At 59.5% G+C, this 16,398-nt stretch carries 15 protein-coding genes and 1 pseudogene; 13 read left to right on the top strand and 3 right to left on the bottom strand.

Annotated features, from left to right (window positions below; genetic code table 11):
• Positions 1-30: 30 nt before the first annotated feature.
• From odhB to NTD80_RS11085, 6 genes are all read left to right on the top strand, one after another.
• Positions 31-1,254 (top strand): 2-oxoglutarate dehydrogenase complex dihydrolipoyllysine-residue succinyltransferase, encoded by a 1,224-nt coding sequence (gene odhB, locus NTD80_RS11060; RefSeq protein ID WP_262133569.1) that lies wholly within the window; start codon positions 31-33, stop codon positions 1,252-1,254.
• A gap of 99 nt (positions 1,255-1,353) precedes the next feature.
• Positions 1,354-2,790 carry a dihydrolipoyl dehydrogenase gene (gene lpdA, locus NTD80_RS11065; RefSeq protein WP_065901549.1) on the top strand — a complete coding sequence of 479 codons (1,437 nt, stop codon included), beginning with the start codon at positions 1,354-1,356 and terminating at the stop codon, positions 2,788-2,790.
• Positions 2,791-2,994: 204 nt separating this feature from the next.
• Positions 2,995-4,161 carry an ADP-forming succinate--CoA ligase subunit beta gene (gene sucC, locus NTD80_RS11070; protein ID WP_003190011.1) on the top strand — a complete coding sequence of 389 codons (1,167 nt, stop codon included), beginning with the start codon at positions 2,995-2,997 and terminating at the stop codon, positions 4,159-4,161.
• Complete coding sequence (sucD, locus tag NTD80_RS11075) at positions 4,161-5,042, top strand: succinate--CoA ligase subunit alpha (protein ID WP_003172813.1); 882 nt, start codon at positions 4,161-4,163, stop codon at positions 5,040-5,042. The genes sucC and sucD overlap by 1 nt, the downstream gene beginning before the upstream one ends.
• A 415-nt stretch (positions 5,043-5,457) precedes the next feature.
• A complete protein-coding gene (brnQ, locus tag NTD80_RS11080; RefSeq protein WP_262133571.1) occupies positions 5,458-6,771 on the top strand; it encodes a branched-chain amino acid transport system II carrier protein in 1,314 nt (437 codons plus the stop codon).
• 126 nt (positions 6,772-6,897) lie between these two features.
• Positions 6,898-7,635, top strand: coding sequence for a DUF599 domain-containing protein (locus NTD80_RS11085; protein WP_065901545.1), 738 nt, complete (start codon positions 6,898-6,900; stop codon positions 7,633-7,635).
• 89 nt (positions 7,636-7,724) lie between these two features.
• Here the strand turns inward: NTD80_RS11085 and NTD80_RS11090 are convergent, their stop codons facing one another.
• Positions 7,725-7,976, bottom strand: coding sequence for a hypothetical protein (locus NTD80_RS11090; RefSeq protein WP_065901929.1), 252 nt, complete (start codon positions 7,974-7,976; stop codon positions 7,725-7,727).
• Between the two features lie 158 nt (positions 7,977-8,134).
• On the opposite strand from NTD80_RS11090, the gene NTD80_RS11095 reads away from it, so the two are divergent.
• The 4 genes from NTD80_RS11095 to NTD80_RS11110 all read left to right on the top strand — a co-directional run bounded on the left by NTD80_RS11095 (position 8,135) and on the right by NTD80_RS11110 (position 11,956).
• Positions 8,135-8,611 (top strand): PaaI family thioesterase, encoded by a 477-nt coding sequence (locus NTD80_RS11095; protein ID WP_065901542.1) that lies wholly within the window; start codon positions 8,135-8,137, stop codon positions 8,609-8,611.
• A complete protein-coding gene (locus tag NTD80_RS11100) occupies positions 8,608-9,060 on the top strand; it encodes a PaaI family thioesterase (protein WP_262133573.1) in 453 nt (150 codons plus the stop codon). Before NTD80_RS11095 ends, NTD80_RS11100 begins: the two co-directional genes overlap by 4 nt.
• Before the next feature lie 89 nt (positions 9,061-9,149).
• On the top strand, positions 9,150-11,054 hold the full coding sequence (gene htpG, locus NTD80_RS11105) for a molecular chaperone HtpG (RefSeq protein ID WP_065901927.1): 1,905 nt from the start codon (positions 9,150-9,152) through the stop codon (positions 11,052-11,054).
• Between the two features lie 173 nt (positions 11,055-11,227).
• Positions 11,228-11,956 carry a dienelactone hydrolase family protein gene (locus tag NTD80_RS11110; RefSeq protein WP_065901536.1) on the top strand — a complete coding sequence of 243 codons (729 nt, stop codon included), beginning with the start codon at positions 11,228-11,230 and terminating at the stop codon, positions 11,954-11,956.
• An 85-nt stretch (positions 11,957-12,041) separates the two neighbouring features.
• On the opposite strand, the gene NTD80_RS11115 is transcribed toward NTD80_RS11110, so the two are convergent.
• Positions 12,042-12,908: a pirin family protein gene (locus tag NTD80_RS11115; protein WP_262133575.1), complete on the bottom strand. Its 867-nt coding sequence runs from the start codon at positions 12,906-12,908 to the stop codon at positions 12,042-12,044.
• A 64-nt stretch (positions 12,909-12,972) separates the two neighbouring features.
• Entirely contained in the window at positions 12,973-13,389 is a 417-nt protein-coding gene (locus NTD80_RS11120) for an OsmC family protein (protein ID WP_065901531.1), read from the bottom strand.
• 140 nt (positions 13,390-13,529) lie between these two features.
• Here NTD80_RS11120 and NTD80_RS11125 point away from each other — a divergent pair, with 140 nt between their 5' ends.
• The 3 genes and pseudogenes from NTD80_RS11125 (at position 13,530) to NTD80_RS31330 (ending at position 16,275) form a co-directional block, all read left to right on the top strand.
• Positions 13,530-14,552, top strand: a complete 1,023-nt coding sequence (locus NTD80_RS11125; protein WP_262133577.1) for an amidohydrolase family protein — start codon at positions 13,530-13,532, stop codon at positions 14,550-14,552.
• A gap of 97 nt (positions 14,553-14,649) precedes the next feature.
• A pseudogene (locus NTD80_RS31325) lies at positions 14,650-15,420 on the top strand (MCP four helix bundle domain-containing protein); the annotation flags it as partial.
• The gene (locus tag NTD80_RS31330) at positions 15,412-16,275 is read left to right on the top strand and encodes a methyl-accepting chemotaxis protein (protein ID WP_404940335.1); all 864 of its coding nucleotides are present in this window, start codon (positions 15,412-15,414) and stop codon (positions 16,273-16,275) included. The pseudogene NTD80_RS31325 and the gene NTD80_RS31330, both read left to right, overlap by 9 nt.
• Positions 16,276-16,398: the final 123 nt, after the last annotated feature.

The raw sequence follows: 16,398 nt of genomic DNA on the forward strand, positions 1-16,398 counted from the left end.
CTGAAACCGAATTTTAAGGACCCACAGATAATGGCTATCGAAATCAAAGCCCCGTCATTCCCGGAATCGGTTGCCGATGGCACCGTTGCCACCTGGCACAAGAAACCAGGTGAAGCCGTCAAGCGTGACGACCTGATCGTCGACATCGAGACCGACAAAGTCGTGCTGGAAGTGTTGGCCGAAGCTGACGGCGTACTGGGCGCAATCGTTGCCGAAGAAGGCGCTACCGTGCTGTCGAACCAGGTTCTGGGCTCGATCGAAGAGGGCAGTGCTGCCGCCGCCGCTCCAGCCGCTGCTGCACCGGCTGCTGCTCCAGCTGCCGCCGCTGCTCCGGCTGCGGGTGGCGAAGATCCAATCGCTGCACCGGCTGCGCGTCAGTTGGCTGAAGAGAACGGCATCAACCTGGCTTCCATCAACGGCACCGGCAAAGACGGCCGTGTGACCAAGGAAGACGTGGTTGCCGCTGTTGAAGCCAAGAAAAACGCACCGGCTGCCGCACCTGCCAAGGCTGCTGCCCCGGCTGCTGCTGCGCCTGTGTTCGCTGCTGGCGACCGCACCGAGAAGCGTGTGCCGATGACCCGCGTACGTGCCACCGTGGCCAAGCGCCTGGTTGAAGCACAGTCGAACATGGCGATGCTGACCACCTTCAACGAAGTCGACATGACTGAAGTCATGGCCCTGCGTTCGAAGTACAAGGACCTGTTCGAGAAGTCCCACAACGGCGTGCGCCTGGGCTTCATGTCGTTCTTCGTGAAAGCGGCCACTGAAGCGCTGAAACGCTTCCCGGCTGTCAATGCTTCCATCGACGGCAACGACATCGTTTACCATGGCTACGCAGACGTCGGCGTTGCCGTGTCCAGCGACCGTGGCCTGGTGGTTCCAGTACTGCGTAACGCCGAGCTGATGAGCCTGGCTGAAATCGAAGGCGGCATCGCGACCTTCGGTAAGAAAGCCCGTGACGGCAAGTTGACCATCGACGAGATGACCGGCGGTACCTTCACCATCACCAACGGTGGTACCTTCGGTTCGATGATGTCGACCCCGATCGTCAATCCGCCACAAGCCGCGATCCTGGGCATGCACAACATCATCCAGCGTCCGATGGCCATCAACGGCCAAGTCGTGATCCGCCCAATGATGTACCTGGCACTGTCTTACGATCACCGCCTGATCGATGGTAAAGAAGCCGTGACTTTCCTGGTGACCATCAAGAACCTGCTGGAAGACCCGGCTCGTCTGCTGCTGGACATCTAAAGACGCAGCTGCAAGTTGCGAGCTACAAGCTGTAGGAAAAAGCAGCTTGGCTTGCAGCTTGTCGCTTGAAGCTTGTCGCTGAATAGAGGATCTATTTTCATGACACAGAAATTTGACGTTGTAGTGATTGGTGCAGGTCCTGGCGGCTACGTTGCCGCCATCAAGGCCGCACAACTGGGCCTCTCGACTGCTTGCATCGAAAAATACACCGACAAGGAAGGCAAACTGGCACTGGGCGGTACCTGCCTGAACGTTGGTTGCATTCCTTCCAAGGCGCTGCTGGACAGCTCCTGGAAATTCCACGAAGCCCAAGACGGCTTCGCGATCCACGGCATCAACCATGCTGGCGTGACCATGGACGTGCCAGCAATGGTCGGCCGTAAAGCCAACATCGTCAAAGGCCTGACTTCCGGCGTTGCGACCCTGTTCAAGGCCAACGGCGTTACTTCCCTGCAAGGCCACGGCAAACTGCTGGCCGGCAAGAAAGTTGAAATCACCAAGCCAGACGGCTCGGTTGAAGTCATCGAAGCCGAGAACGTGATCCTGGCACCAGGTTCGCGCCCAATCGACATTCCACCGGCTCCAGTCGACCAGAACGTGATCGTTGATTCGACCGGCGCCCTGGAATTCCAATCGGTTCCAAAACGCCTGGGCGTGATCGGCGCTGGCGTGATCGGCCTGGAACTGGGTTCGGTCTGGTCCCGCCTGGGTTCTGAAGTGACCGTGCTGGAAGCCCTGGACACGTTCCTGCTGGCTGCCGACACTGCGGTGTCCAAAGAAGCCCTGAAAACCCTGACCAAGCAAGGTCTGGACATCAAGCTGGGCGCACGCGTGACCGGCTCCAAGGTCAACGGCGAAGAAGTTGTCGTGACCTACACCGACAAGGATGGCGAACAGACCATCACTTTCGACAAGCTGATCGTAGCCGTGGGTCGTCGTCCGGTGACCACCGACCTGCTGGCTTCCGACAGCGGCGTGAACATCGACGAGCGTGGTTTCATCCACGTTGACGATCACTGCGCAACCACCGTTCCTGGCGTGTACGCCATTGGTGACGTGGTGCGTGGCATGATGCTGGCGCACAAGGCTTCCGAAGAAGGCATCATGGTTGTCGAGCGCATCAAGGGCCACAAAACCCAGATGAACTACGACCTGATCCCGTCGGTTATCTACACCCACCCGGAAATTGCATGGGTCGGCAAGAACGAACAGCAGTTGAAAGCTGAAGGCGTTGAAGTTAACGTCGGCACCTTCCCGTTTGCCGCTTCTGGCCGTGCCATGGCAGCCAACGACACCGGTGGTTTTGTCAAAGTCATCGCTGATGCCAAGACTGACCGCGTATTGGGCGTCCACGTGATCGGCCCAAGCGCTGCAGAACTGGTTCAGCAAGGCGCAATCGGTATGGAATTCGGCACCAGTGCCGAGGACCTGGGCATGATGGTCTTCTCCCATCCGACCCTGTCCGAAGCGTTGCACGAAGCAGCGTTGGCAGTGAATGGCGGCGCCATCCACATCGCCAACCGCAAGAAGCGCTAAGCGAGATAATAAGAAACCACGGCGGAGTTGCCCGTCGTGAGCCTTGCGCGCAAGACTCACCGCGGAATATCCGCTGGACGCAGCCTTGCGCAGCTTTACGGGCCTTGAGCCCTGCAAGTTGCGCAAGCAGCAGTCACAGGTGGCGCGGCACTCATAATGAGCGCAGCGCCGAATGCGCAGTACCTAACGAAGACGGTAAAAAGCATGAATCTTCACGAGTATCAGGGTAAGCAGCTGTTCGCTGAATACGGCCTGCCAGTTTCCAAGGGCTACGCAGTAGACACCCCGGAAGCAGCAGCAGAAGCTTGCGACAAAATCGGCGGCAGCGAGTGGGTTGTCAAAGCCCAGGTCCACGCCGGTGGTCGCGGTAAAGCGGGCGGCGTTAAGCTGGTTCGCAGCAAAGAAGACGCCAAGGCCTTCGCACAGCAGTGGCTGGGCAAGCGTCTGGTGACTTACCAGACTGATGCCAATGGCCAGCCAGTCACCAAGATCCTGGTTGAATCGTGCACTGATATCGCTAAAGAGCTGTACCTGGGCGCTGTCGTTGACCGTTCGAGCCGTCGCATCGTGTTCATGGCTTCCACCGAAGGTGGCGTGGACATCGAGAAGATCGCTCACGAAACCCCAGAAAAAATTCTGAAAGCCACTATCGATCCACTGGTTGGCGCTCAGCCATTCCAGGGTCGCGAGCTGGCTTTCCAGTTGGGTCTGGAAGGCAAGCAAGTTGCCCAGTTCGCCAAGATCTTCGTTGGTCTGGCCAAACTGTTCCAGGATCACGATCTGGCCCTGCTGGAAGTGAACCCGCTGGTGATCAAGGCTGACGGCGATCTGCACTGCCTCGACGCCAAGATCAACATCGACGCCAACGCCATGTACCGTCAGCCTAAGCTGAAGACTTTCCACGATCCGTCGCAAGACGATCCGCGCGAAGCGCACGCTGCCAAGTTCGAACTGAACTACGTAGCCCTGGAAGGTAATATCGGTTGCATGGTCAACGGTGCTGGCCTGGCCATGGGTACCATGGACATCGTCAACCTGCATGGCGGCAAACCAGCCAACTTCCTCGACGTGGGCGGTGGTGCTACCAAAGAACGCGTTACCGAAGCCTTCAAGATCATCCTGTCCGACTCCAACGTCGCTGCAGTACTGGTCAACATCTTCGGCGGCATCGTTCGTTGCGACATGATTGCCGAAGGCATCATCGGTGCAGTGAAAGAAGTTGGCGTTAAAATCCCGGTTGTTGTTCGCCTTGAAGGTAACAACGCTGAACTGGGCGCTAAAGTACTGGCAGAAAGCGGTTTGAACATCATCGCGGCTACCAGCCTGACCGACGCTGCTCAACAAGTTGTCAAAGCTGCGGAGGGCAAATAATGAGCGTCCTGATCAATAAAGACACCAAAGTTATCTGCCAGGGTATTACCGGTTCGCAAGGTAGTTTCCACACCCAGCAAGCCATCGAATACGGCACCAAGATGGTTGGCGGCGTAACTCCGGGCAAAGGCGGCACCGAGCACCTGGGCCTGCCAGTGTTCAACACCGTGAAAGACGCTGTAGCAGCCACTGGCGCCACCGCCAGCGTGATCTACGTTCCAGCTCCTTTCTGCAAGGACTCGATCCTGGAAGCAGCATTCGGCGGCATCAAGCTGATCGTGTGCATCACCGAAGGCATTCCTACCCTGGACATGCTGGACGCTAAAGTTAAGTGCGACGAGCTGGGCGTAGTCCTGATCGGCCCTAACTGCCCAGGCGTGATCACCCCAGGCGAATGCAAGATCGGCATCATGCCAGGTCACATTCACTTGCCAGGTAAAGTCGGTATCGTTTCGCGTTCCGGCACCCTGACCTACGAAGCTGTGAAGCAGACCACTGACGCCGGTTTCGGTCAGTCGACTTGCGTCGGCATCGGCGGTGACCCGATCCCAGGCTCGAACTTCATCGACATCCTGAAGCTGTTCCAGGAAGACCCGAAGACCGAAGCGATCGTCATGATCGGTGAGATCGGCGGTTCGGCTGAAGAAGAAGCGGCTGCCTACATCAAGGCACACGTGACCAAGCCGGTTGTTTCCTACATCGCTGGTGTGACTGCTCCTGCGGGCAAGCGCATGGGCCATGCTGGCGCAATCATCTCTGGCGGCAAAGGCACTGCAGACGAGAAATTCGCTGCACTGCAAGACGCAGGCGTTAAAACCGTGCGTTCGCTGGCAGACATCGGCAAGGCCCTGGCCGAGCTGACCGGTTGGGCTGTCAAGTAAGCCTCGCGCTTAGCTGACGCTTCACCACGCAAAGGCCACCTTCGGGTGGCCTTTGTGCTTCTGCAGGTTGTGAAAATCAAAATGTGGGAGCGGGCTTGCTCGCGAATACGGTGGGTCAGTACTGAATGTATCAACTGATACACCGCATTCGCGAGCAAGCCCGCTCCCACATTCGATTGCATTCCAGCATTTAGATATACAGATGCGACATCAAAGTGTCGCTTATCGGACAGTCCGCCCCGCAACAGTGCGTTCGTCAGGCTAATTCTGTAATCTAGCCGCCTCTTTATGCGTCCGCATCCCAAAAGGAAGCTGCGCGCTAGACCGGTCGGTCCCCATCAGGGCCGGCAGTATTTCCCTCATCCATAGGGAATCCCTCTCTAAATTCCGATTCAGTAGTGTGGTATTTCCTCAAATGAAAGTGTTGAAAAGCCAGGATGTCCTGGCGCTGGGCTTCATGACATTTGCCCTGTTCGTGGGCGCTGGCAACATCATCTTCCCGCCAATCGTTGGTTTGCAGTCCGGGCCTCACGTCTGGATGGCAGCGCTGGGTTTCCTGATCACTGCGGTGGGCCTGCCGGTGGTCACCGTGATCGCCCTGGCCAAGGTCGGCGGCGGCATGGACGCTTTGAGCAGCCCGATCGGCAAGATCGCCGGTGGCCTGCTCGCGGCGGCGGCGTATCTGGCGGTAGGGCCGCTGTTCGCCACCCCGCGTACCGCAACCGTGTCGTTTGAAGTCGGCCTGGCGCCGTTGACCGGTGAAAGTCCGCTGGCACTGTTTCTTTACAGCTCGGTGTATTTCCTGGTGGTGTTCTTCGTCTCCCTCTATCCGGGCCGACTGCTGGACACCGTGGGGCGTTTTCTCGCGCCGCTGAAAATCATCGCGCTGGCCATCCTCGGCATCGCCGCGTTTGCCCTGCCGGCTGGCGAAGTGGGCGTGGCTACCCCTGAGTACGTGGCTGCGCCGTTCTCCCAGGGCTTTATCAATGGTTACCTGACCATGGACACCCTGGGCGCGCTGGTGTTTGGCATCGTGATCGTCAACGCGATCCGTTCCCGTGGTGTCGAGTCGCCCAAGCTGATCACCCGCTACGCGATCATTGCCGGCCTGATTGCCGGCGTCGGCCTGGCACTGGTCTACATCAGTCTGTTCCGCCTCGGATCGGGCAGCCATGCGGTGGCTGCCGGTGCCAGTAACGGCGCTGCGGTATTGCACGCCTACGTGCAGCACACGTTCGGTTCGCTGGGCAGCGGCTTCCTCGCGGTGCTGATCTCCCTCGCGTGCCTGGTCACTGCGGTGGGCCTCACCTGCGCCTGCGCCGAGTATTTCAGCCGCATCCTGCCACTGTCCTACAAGGCCCTGGTGGTGATCCTCGCGCTGTTCTCGCTGTTCGTGTCGAACCTGGGCCTGACCAAGCTGATTGCGTTCTCGATCCCGGTGCTCACCGCGATCTACCCGCCGTGCATCGTGCTGGTGGCCTTGAGCTTCTGCAAAGATTTCTGGCAGGAACAGGGTCGTATCGTCGGTCCGGTGATGCTGGTGTCGTTCATTTTCGGTTGCATCGACGCACTCAAGGGTGCTGGCCTGGCCGATTGGATGCCGTCGCAACTGGCGCACCTGCCATTGAGCGAGCAGGGCCTGGCATGGTTGGTGCCTTCGGTGATGACCTTGGGCGTGGCGTTCGTGATTGATCGCATGCTGGGCAAGCGCAGCGAAGCGCTCGCTTAAAAAGCCGGCTTCACGCTACATGGAAATGCCCCGTATCAATCGATACGGGGCATTTTTTATGTGTTTGCAACACGATCCCGTAGGAGCCGGCTTGTGTTCAACCAACCACCGTTTAATAGGACCACCATGTCGTTCGTCGAAACCAATCAGATCCACCTGCTTGCCGCCCTCTGGTTTGTCCTGTGCTGGGGCGGCTACACCCGCTATGCCACCTGGAAGGCCCGGGACACCGCGTGCCTGGCCAGTGTGCTGCATCTGTATCGCGAAGACTGGATGCGCCGCATGCTGCTGCGCGACAACCGCATCGCCGACGCCAGTGTGATCGGCAACCTGGAACGCAACGCTTCGTTCTTTGCCTCCAGCACCTTGATCATCCTGGCCGGCATTCTCACCGTGCTCGGTGCCTCAGAGCGCGCAGTCTCGCTGCTGGCTGACATTCCCATGGTGCAGCAGGCGTCACAGGGCATGTCCGAGATCAAGCTGCTGTGCCTGGCCCTGGTGTTCGTCTATGCGTTCTTCACGTTCAGTTGGTGCATGCGCCAGTACAACTTTGCGGCAGTGCTGGTCGGCTCGGCGCCGATGGTGGGGGAGCGGCATGTGTCGGAGCAGGAGCGCAAGGCGTTTGCGCTACGCGCGGCGCGGGTGATCTCCATGGCCGCCAACCAGTTCAACTTCGGCCTGCGCGCTTATTACTTCGGCATGACCATGCTGGCGTGGTTTGTCAGCCCCTGGTTGTTCATGTTGATGAGTGCCGGAGTGGTGGTCGTGCTGTACCGTCGCGAGTTTCATTCCGACGTACTGCAAGTGATGGTGTATACCCAGACGGACACACCGCCGCCGGAGGCGGTTAAAGAGTCGGCTTAAGTAACCTTGAAATAAAAACACCAGGCAAAGTAAAGCCCGCTATCTAAGCGGGCTTTCTTTTTGCAGCCAAGCTATTTCAAGCCGCGGTATCAAGAACCGCTGGCAGGGGTAGCAGGTGCTGCTTCTTTCGCGGCGGCTTCGTTCGATTCAGCCTGAGCTTTGGCAGCATCGGCGTTTTCTTTCGCAGCGTCGTTCACTTTATCCTGAGCCTTCGCCATATCTTTTTGAGCTTGCTCGGAATGTGCGGCGGCGTCTTGGGCTTTGTCTTCGGATTTCTTATCGCAGGCAGCGAGACCGAGGGCAGCGGCCAACATCATGGAAATAGCTAAAGTCTTGCGCATGGGGTGTTTCTCCTTATTGAAGATATCTACTGGCCTTTCGAGCATGGGCGTTCTGCATTAGTTCCTTTAATTCCACAGATATATAAACCATCGGCGCAAAGGAACTTTCCTGCCCGCCGGCTATTGCACCGATCATCACTAATAAGAGTCTTCAACGAATGACCGAAAATCCCTTGTTAGAGCGTGCGTCGCGCTTTGTATCAGCCTTGCGCCATTGTCAGGTGCTGGGTATCACCGCTCATCAGGCCAGCGAGGAGGGCATCACGCTGCTCATGCCCTATGCGCCACAACTGGTCGGCGACCCGCGGACCGGCGTCATTCACGGTGGCGCATTGACCTCCCTGATGGACACCGCCTGCGGCATGGCCACCCTGTGCGTGTTGCCGGAGTTCGAGGTGTGCCCGACCCTCGACCTGCGTATCGACTACATGCACCCCGCCGCACCGCACCAGCCCGTCTATGGATTTGCCCAATGCTACCGGGTGACCACCGATGTGATCTTCACGCGCGGCTTTGCCTACCAGGATGATCCACAGCAGCCCATCGCCCATGTCGTCGGCACGTTCATGCGCATGGGCAAGCGCCTCAAAGGGGCGCAAGGGTTGAGCAACACAATCAAGGGAGAGCAGGCATGACCCATCGATTCAAGACGCGCCTGGAGCAGGCCCATGAACGCGGCGATTACGCAGCGCTGCTCGAACTGATCCCCTACGCCAAGCTGATCGGTATCGAATGCACCCGGCTTGGGGATGAGTTGCTGTTCCGCCTGCCGGCCAACAAGGACAATATTGGTAACCCGATATTGCCGGCGCTGCATGGCGGGGTCATCGCAGGCTTCATGGAGTTGTCTGCCGCGTTGCATCTGCTGGTGTTCACCGGCGCGCCGGGCTTCCCGAAAATCATCGATTTCTCTCTTGATTACCTGCGTGCCGGGCAGTTTCGCGACACTTACGCCAAATGCCAGGTGTGGCGCCAGGGCCGACGGGTGGCGAATGTGGCGATCACCGCCTGGCAAAGCACGCAGGCAGAGCCCATCGCCACCGCCCGCGCGCATTTCAAGATTGAGGAAGTCGACCGCCCTTGAAATCCCGCTCTTAGCCCCCAACTTTGATGACAACCCGCCGCCAACCCTCAAGGGCGCGGCCACTGCCATCCAATTGGAGTTTGATGACCATGAGTGTGGAAACTCAAAAGGAAACCCTGGGCTTCCAGACCGAGGTGAAGCAACTGCTGCACCTCATGATCCATTCGCTGTATTCCAACAAGGAAATCTTCCTTCGCGAATTGATCTCGAACGCCTCTGACGCTGTCGACAAATTACGTTTCGAAGCCCTGTCCAAGCCTGAATTGCTGGAAGGCGGCGCCGAACTGAAAATCCGCGTGAGCTTCGACAAGGACGCCAAGACCGTCACCCTCGAAGACAACGGCATCGGCATGAGCCGCGAAGACGCGATTACCCACCTGGGGACCATCGCCAAATCCGGCACCGCCGACTTCATGAAAAACCTCTCGGGCGACCAGAAGAAAGATTCGCACCTGATCGGCCAGTTCGGCGTGGGCTTCTACTCGGCCTTCATCGTCGCCGACAAGGTGGAAGTGTTCAGCCGCCGCGCCGGCCTCGACGCCAGCGAAGGCGTGCATTGGTCCTCGAAAGGCGAGGGCGAATTCGAAATCGCCACGATCGACAAGGCTGATCGCGGCACGCGCATCGTCCTGCACCTCAAGTCCGGTGAAGATGAATTCGCCGATGGCTGGCGCCTGCGCAACATCGTCAAGAAGTACTCCGACCACATCGCTTTGCCAATCGAGCTGCCGAAAGAACAAGCGGCCGCCGAAGGCGAAGAAGCGCCTGCCCAGGAATGGGAAGTGGTCAACCGCGCCAGCGCGCTGTGGACCCGTCCGCGTACCGAGATCAAGGACGAGGAATACCAGGAGTTCTACAAGCACATCGGTCACGACTACGAAAACCCGCTGAGCTGGAGCCACAACAAGGTCGAAGGCAAGCTGGAATACAGCTCGCTGCTCTATGTGCCGGCCCGCGCGCCGTTCGACCTGTACCAGCGTGAAGCGCCAAAAGGCCTGAAACTCTACGTACAGCGCGTATTCGTGATGGACCAGGCGGAGTCTTTCCTGCCGCTGTACCTGCGCTTCATCAAGGGCGTGGTCGACTCCAACGACCTGTCGCTGAACGTGTCGCGGGAAATCCTGCAAAAAGACCCGATCATCGACTCGATGAAGTCGGCGCTGACCAAGCGCGTGCTCGACATGCTGGAAAAACTGGCGAAGAACGAGCCTGAGCAATACAAGGGCTTCTGGAAAAACTTCGGCCAGGTCATGAAAGAAGGCCCGGCGGAAGATTTTGCCAACAAGGAAAAAATCGCCGGCCTGCTGCGTTTTGCCTCCACCCAAGGCGACGACGGCGAGCAGAACGTTGCCCTGGCCGAATACCTGGCACGCGCCAAGGAAGGCCAGGACAAGATCTACTACCTCACCGGCGAAACCTACGCGCAGGTCAAGAACAGCCCGCACTTGGAAGTCTTCCGCAAGAAAGGCATCGAAGTGCTGCTGCTGACCGACCGTATCGATGAGTGGCTGATGAGCTACCTCAACGAGTTCGACGGCAAATCCTTCGTCGACGTGGCTCGTGGTGACCTGGACCTGGGTAACCTCGACTCCGAAGAAGAGAAGAAAGAAGCCGAAGAAGTCGCCAAGTCCAAAGAAGGCCTGGTTGAGCGGATCAAGGCGTCCCTGGGCGACGCGGTCAGCGAGGTGCGGGTTTCCCACCGCCTGACCGATTCCCCGGCGATCCTGGCTATCGGCGAGCAGGACCTGGGCATGCAGATGCGTCAGATCCTGGAAGCCAGCGGCCAGAAGGTACCGGACTCCAAGCCGATCTTCGAATTCAACCCGGCTCACCCGCTGATCGAGAAACTCGACGGCGAGCAGAGCGAAGAGCGTTTTGGCGACCTGTCGCACATCCTCTTCGACCAGGCGGCCCTGGCCGCTGGCGACAGCCTGAAAGACCCGGCCGCCTATGTGCGCCGACTGAACAAGCTGTTGGTGGAACTGTCGGTTTAACACCGTTGTAGAAAAACCCGCTTCGGCGGGTTTTTTCATTTGTAGCGCTTCACTGCAGGTGCACGCCTGTCGATGAAAAGCTCGATGGCACTGCGTTCATTCAGGATGCTCGCGCTATTGTTGACGTTCTTCCCGAGCAAGCGTGCGCCTACACACCTCAACTGGAGTAAATGATGAGCCAAGTCACTGTGCGTTCCGTGGTCTATCAGATTGATGGCCAGTCTTATGAAAGTCGCCTGGCATTCGATGCCAGCCACAAAGGCCCGCTGCCGGGTCTGCTGATGGCGCCAAACTGGATGGGTGTGAGTGCGGGGGCCGAAGAAATCGCCAAGACCGTCGCCAGCAAAGGCTATGTGGTGCTGATCGCCGACCTGTACGGGCAAACGGTGCGCCCATCCAACGGCGATGAAGCCGGTGCTGCGATGATGCCGCTGAAAAATGACCGCCCGTTGTTGAACAAGCGCATGCAAGCAGCGTTTGAGCAACTGCAAGGCCAGACCGAAGCAGCAGTGGACACCTCGAAACTGGCCACCTTTGGCTTTTGTTTCGGCGGCTGCTGCTCTCTGGAGCTGGCGCGTACCGGTGCGCCGCTCAAGGCTGCCGTGTCGTTCCACGGCACCCTCGACACGCCGAACCCGGCGGACGCGAAGAACATCAAGGGTTCCGTGCTGGTGCTGCACGGTGCTTCCGACCCGTTGGTGCCGAAAGAGCAACTGCCGGCCTTTGAAGATGAAATGAACGCGGCCGGTGTGGATTGGCAACTGCTGAGCTACGGCGGCGCGGTGCATTCCTTTACCGACCCGCATGCCAATGTGCCGGGCAAGATGATGTACGACGCGAAGACCGCTGCGCGGGCTTTCCAGTCGATGCATAACTTGCTGGATGAAGTGTTCAAGGGCTAAAACTTGAGCGCCTGTCAGGGCGTCTTAGCGGCCAAGCCCACTCCCACAACACAGTTGAATGTGAGAGCTGGCTTGCCTGCGAAGGCTATCTGACAGGCAACTCGATCCTGTCGGTTTCTCCCGGCACCGTCGGCCAATCCCCAGCCGCCCAGCGCTGCCTGGCCTGCTCGATCAGCGCCGGATCGCTCGCGACAAAATTCCAGTTGATCCGCCGTGGCCCATCCAGTGGCGCGCCGCCAAACACCACCAAGTGGCAATCACTGTCGGCAAACAACGTCATTGCCTGCCCGGGCTCCAGCACCACCAGGCTATTGACCTCCAGCACCTCGCCTTCCAACTGCGCTTCACCGTCCAGCACATACACGGCGCGTTCCTCATGCTCATCCGGGATCAGCAGGGTGGTGGCCGTCTGCATCTGCACCTCGGCATACAGCGTGGGTGACAGCACCGGCACCGGCGATTTCAGGCAGAAGCCGCTGCCCGCGATCATGCGGATCGTCACACCCAGATTGTTACTCACCGGCAGGCTCGCGGCTGGGTGATGGCTGTAGTGCCCGGGCCCGCTTTCGTGGTCCTTGGGCGAGGCCAACCACACTTGCAGCCCGTGCAGGCTGAAGCCACTGGCCTTGAGCGCCTCGGGCGTGCGCTCGACGTGGGCAATTGCGCTGCCGGCAGTCATCCAGCTGACATCGCCGGCCTGCACCACCTGGTCCGAACCCAGGCTGTCCTTGTGCTGCAGTGCGCCGTCGAACAGGTAGGTGAGGGTCGACAGGCCGATATGCGGGTGCTGGCGGATATTCATGCCGCTGCCCGGTGCGTAGCGGGTGGGCAGCATATGGTCGAAAAACACAAAAGGCCCGACGCTGCGGCATTCCCGCGAAGGCAGCGGGCGCAGGATGGGCTGGCCTTCGACATCTTCGGGGCGCGGGCGGATCACGGTGAGGGTGGTCATGGTGCATCCCAGTCTGAGCGGGTTAGGTGGCTTTGAGCATAACCCGCCCGACGGGAGGTTGCCGCTATTGGCTAAAGGCGCCTTCCGACAATGTTGTCTCGATAGTGACTTCGGCCGTGGTCATCAGCTTGTGCACCGGGCAGCGATCCGCCACGCGATGCAGTTCGTCGCGCTGCTCGTCAGTCAGCACGCCCTTGAGGGTCAGCTTGACGGCGAGCTTGTATTTACCCTTTTGCTCTTCACTGGCGTCATGGCTGACTTCCACGGTCACGCCGGTCAGCGGGATGTCTTTTTTCTGGGCGTAGAGCTTGACGGTCAAGGCCTTGCACGAGGCCAGCGCGGCATCGAAGTAGTCGTGGGGGGAGGGCGCCGAATCGTCCCCGCCCAGGCTCTTGGGCAGGTCGGTAAACAGCTCGTGGTTGTTGATGTTGACGCTGTGACGGAAGTTGTCGGCGTTCAACGTATTGACGGTAACTGGCATGGCAAACCTCACAGGGTGGCAGGATGAAGGTCATGCAGTTATAGAGCATGCTGGCACTTCGGTGTTCCGCGATTTTTGCCGGCTGAACCCCGGCAAGGCGCGCAAGGTCTACCAGAGTCAGCCCCTATCGAGGTTTTATCGTGCCCTGGACCCGCCTGAGTCTTGCCCTGTTACTCGCTGCCACCAGCCTGGCCGTCCACGCGCGTGACTATGCCTACAGCGACGCGCACCTGCATTACGTGGATTTTTTCCAGGAAACGGCAGGCATGGACAAGCTGCTCAAGGCCATGGCCGATAACCGCATCGAGCACGTGATGATTTCCGGTATCCCGGTGGCGAAGAAATGGCACGAAGACGAACCCAAGCGCCCGCGCTACTACGCCGGTGATGACGCCGATGCCTATTGGTACAGTGCCACCGATGTGATCGTTGCGGCGGCGGTGACTAAACTGACGCCTGAACAGCGCCAGCATTTTCATCCTTTCCTCAGTGGTTTCAACCCCAACGACAAGAACTCTGCCGCGCACATCCAGCGCATGCTCGACCTCAATCCCGGGCTGTGGCAGGGCATCGGCGAGGTGTTCACCCGCCACGACGACCTGACCGCCCTGACCTCCGGCGATACCCCGCGCGCGAATAACGAAGCCATGACCCGCATCTATCACCTGGCGGCCGAGAACGACCTGCCGGTGATGCTGCACTCCAATATCACCTCCAAGCGCGAACGTAACCCGCTGTACCTGGCCGAGGTGGAGGAGTCACTGCGCAACCACCCGCACACGCGCTTTATCTGGGCGCATGCCGGCACCAGCAAGGAAATCCATCGCCACCAAGTGCAGATGGATTTTTTACTGCCCACCTTGAGTCGGCTGCTGGAGGCCTATCCCAACCTGTACATCGACCTGTCCTGGAGCATGCTCACGCCTTACTTGCTGGATGACGCGGACAAGCCTCGGCCAGAGTGGACAGCGTTGGTGGAGCGCTTCCCGGAGCGCTTTATGCTGGGGTCGGACGTGGTAGGGCGTTTCAACAAGCTGGGTAAGGAAATGCACCGCTTCGAGCCCTTCCTCGACGCGCTCCCAGAGGACATTGCCCACAAGGTGGCGCGGGATAACTTCCTGGCCATCCTGCCTAAAGCGCCTCGCGATTTGCCTCCTCGTTGATATCGCGTTTTGGTCTTACGCAATCGGGCGAGGACGCCGATAACGTTCAGGAGACCGGCTGCAGGTGGATGCAGCGCTTCTGGAAGGAACCTACGCAATGAATGTTCGCAGTTTGAATATCGCCCCACGCGCCGGCTTGGGCTTTGGCGTATTGGCATTGATGGTGTTTGCCCTGGGCGGCTTTGCCCTGTTGCAGATGGCCAATATGCGCCAGCAATCGGATCAGGTGGAGAACAACTGGCTGCCCAGCGTGATGGCGGTGGGGGAGATGAGCCAGGACCTGCTGCGGGTGCGCGCGCTGACCTTGCGCTTGCTGCTTAACCGCGAGCCCGAGGCGCTGGCGCAGAACGAGCGCAAGCTCAATGACCTCAAGAGCGGCTTGCATCACGCGCAGACCCTGTACGAAGCGCTGATCGTGCTGCCCGAGGAGCGCACGCTGTTTGACCGCTTCAAGGTCCAGGAACAGCAATACCTGCAACGCCAGGAACAGGTGATGGGTTTTTCCAGGGCCAATCAGCTGGAGGACGCCGTCAAGGTGGTCAACGGCGAGATGAATCAACTCGCCGATGAGATGGCCGCGACCCTGCGCGACCTGGTCAACCTGAATAAGACCAACGCCAACCTGGCGGCAAGCCTGGCGCAGAGTGTGTTCAGCCAGTCGCGCAGTTGGGTGATCGGCATGATCGTGCTCACGGCGTTGATCACCATCGGGCTGGCGGTGTGGCTGACGCGCAGCATTGTGTTGCCACTGGCGCAGTCGTTGAAGGTCGCCCAGGGCGTTGCCAGTGGCGATCTCACCGGCAACATAAGCGTCACCGGCAACGACGAACCGGCGCGCCTGCAGCAGGCGCTCAAGGGCATGCAGGAGAACCTGCGCGACACCATCCGGCGTATTTCCGAGTCATCGAACCAGCTGGCGTCGGCTTCCGAGGAACTCAGTTGTGTCACCGAGGATGCCACGCGCGGGCTGCATCAGCAAAACCAGGAAATCGAACAGGCCGCCACGGCCGTCAACCAGATGACGGCAGCGGTGGAGGAAGTGGCGAGTAACGCCGTGGCCACTTCCCAGGCCTCGCGCGAGTCCGACCGCATTGCCCAGCAAGGGCGTGAGCAGGTGCACCAGACGGTGGTGTCCATCGAGGCGCTGGCCACTGACGTGACCGACAACGTGACGCAGGTCGAGGACCTGGCGCAAAAGGTCTATGGCATCAGCAAGGTGCTGGACGTGATCCGTTCGATTGCCGAGCAGACCAACCTGCTCGCACTGAATGCGGCCATCGAGGCGGCGCGGGCCGGGGATGCCGGGCGCGGGTTTGCGGTGGTGGCCGATGAAGTGCGCGCCCTGGCCCACCGTACCCAGCAGTCGACCCAGGAAATCGAGCAGATGATCAGCGGCATTCAGCAGGGCACCGATCAGGCGGTCAGTTCGATGCAACAGAGCAACAGTCGCGCGCGTTCCACTCTGGATATCGCCAAGTCGGCGGGGATGGCACTGGAGGAAATAGCCTCGGCGTTTACCCTGATCAACGAGCGCAACCTGGTGATCGCCAGTGCGTCCGAGCAACAGGCGGCGGTGGCGCGGGAGGTGGATCGCAATTTGATGAACATTCGCGACCTGGCGCACCAGACATCGACCGGCGCGAACCAGACCAGCGCGGCGAGCCAGGAGTTGTCGCGCTTGGCGGTGGACCTGAATTCGATGGTGGCGCGGTTTTCGGTGTAGGGCAGCAGGTCGAGCTGGCGCCATCGCAGGCAAGCCACACACACACATTTGGCTGTATTCACACTTCAAAGTGCGGGAGCTGGCTTGCCTGCGATAGAGGCGCCGCGGTCTCACCTGTAATCA

The organism is Pseudomonas sp. 13B_2.1_Bac1, assembly GCF_025466155.1.
Lineage (GTDB): Bacteria > Pseudomonadota > Gammaproteobacteria > Pseudomonadales > Pseudomonadaceae > Aquipseudomonas > Aquipseudomonas aylmerensis.

Bases quoted from the DNA above. Each gene is read 5' to 3' on its own strand.
- NTD80_RS11090 (WP_065901929.1), bottom strand. From the start codon at position 7,976: ATGCGCAAGACTTTAGCTATTTCCATGATGTTGGCCGCTGCCCTCGGT.
- NTD80_RS11100 (WP_262133573.1), top strand. From the start codon at position 8,608: ATGACCCATCGATTCAAGACGCGCCTGGAGCAGGCCCATGAACGCGGC.
- htpG (WP_065901927.1), top strand. From the start codon at position 9,150: ATGAGTGTGGAAACTCAAAAGGAAACCCTGGGCTTCCAGACCGAGGTG.
- odhB (WP_262133569.1), top strand. From the start codon at position 31: ATGGCTATCGAAATCAAAGCCCCGTCATTCCCGGAATCGGTTGCCGAT.
- NTD80_RS11095 (WP_065901542.1), top strand. From the start codon at position 8,135: ATGACCGAAAATCCCTTGTTAGAGCGTGCGTCGCGCTTTGTATCAGCC.
- NTD80_RS31330 (WP_404940335.1), top strand. From the start codon at position 15,412: ATGCAGGAGAACCTGCGCGACACCATCCGGCGTATTTCCGAGTCATCG.
- sucC (WP_003190011.1), top strand. From the start codon at position 2,995: ATGAATCTTCACGAGTATCAGGGTAAGCAGCTGTTCGCTGAATACGGC.
- NTD80_RS11085 (WP_065901545.1), top strand. From the start codon at position 6,898: ATGTCGTTCGTCGAAACCAATCAGATCCACCTGCTTGCCGCCCTCTGG.
- lpdA (WP_065901549.1), top strand. From the start codon at position 1,354: ATGACACAGAAATTTGACGTTGTAGTGATTGGTGCAGGTCCTGGCGGC.
- NTD80_RS11110 (WP_065901536.1), top strand. From the start codon at position 11,228: ATGAGCCAAGTCACTGTGCGTTCCGTGGTCTATCAGATTGATGGCCAG.
- sucD (WP_003172813.1), top strand. From the start codon at position 4,161: ATGAGCGTCCTGATCAATAAAGACACCAAAGTTATCTGCCAGGGTATT.
- NTD80_RS11120 (WP_065901531.1), bottom strand. From the start codon at position 13,389: ATGCCAGTTACCGTCAATACGTTGAACGCCGACAACTTCCGTCACAGC.
- NTD80_RS11115 (WP_262133575.1), bottom strand. From the start codon at position 12,908: ATGACCACCCTCACCGTGATCCGCCCGCGCCCCGAAGATGTCGAAGGC.
- brnQ (WP_262133571.1), top strand. From the start codon at position 5,458: ATGAAAGTGTTGAAAAGCCAGGATGTCCTGGCGCTGGGCTTCATGACA.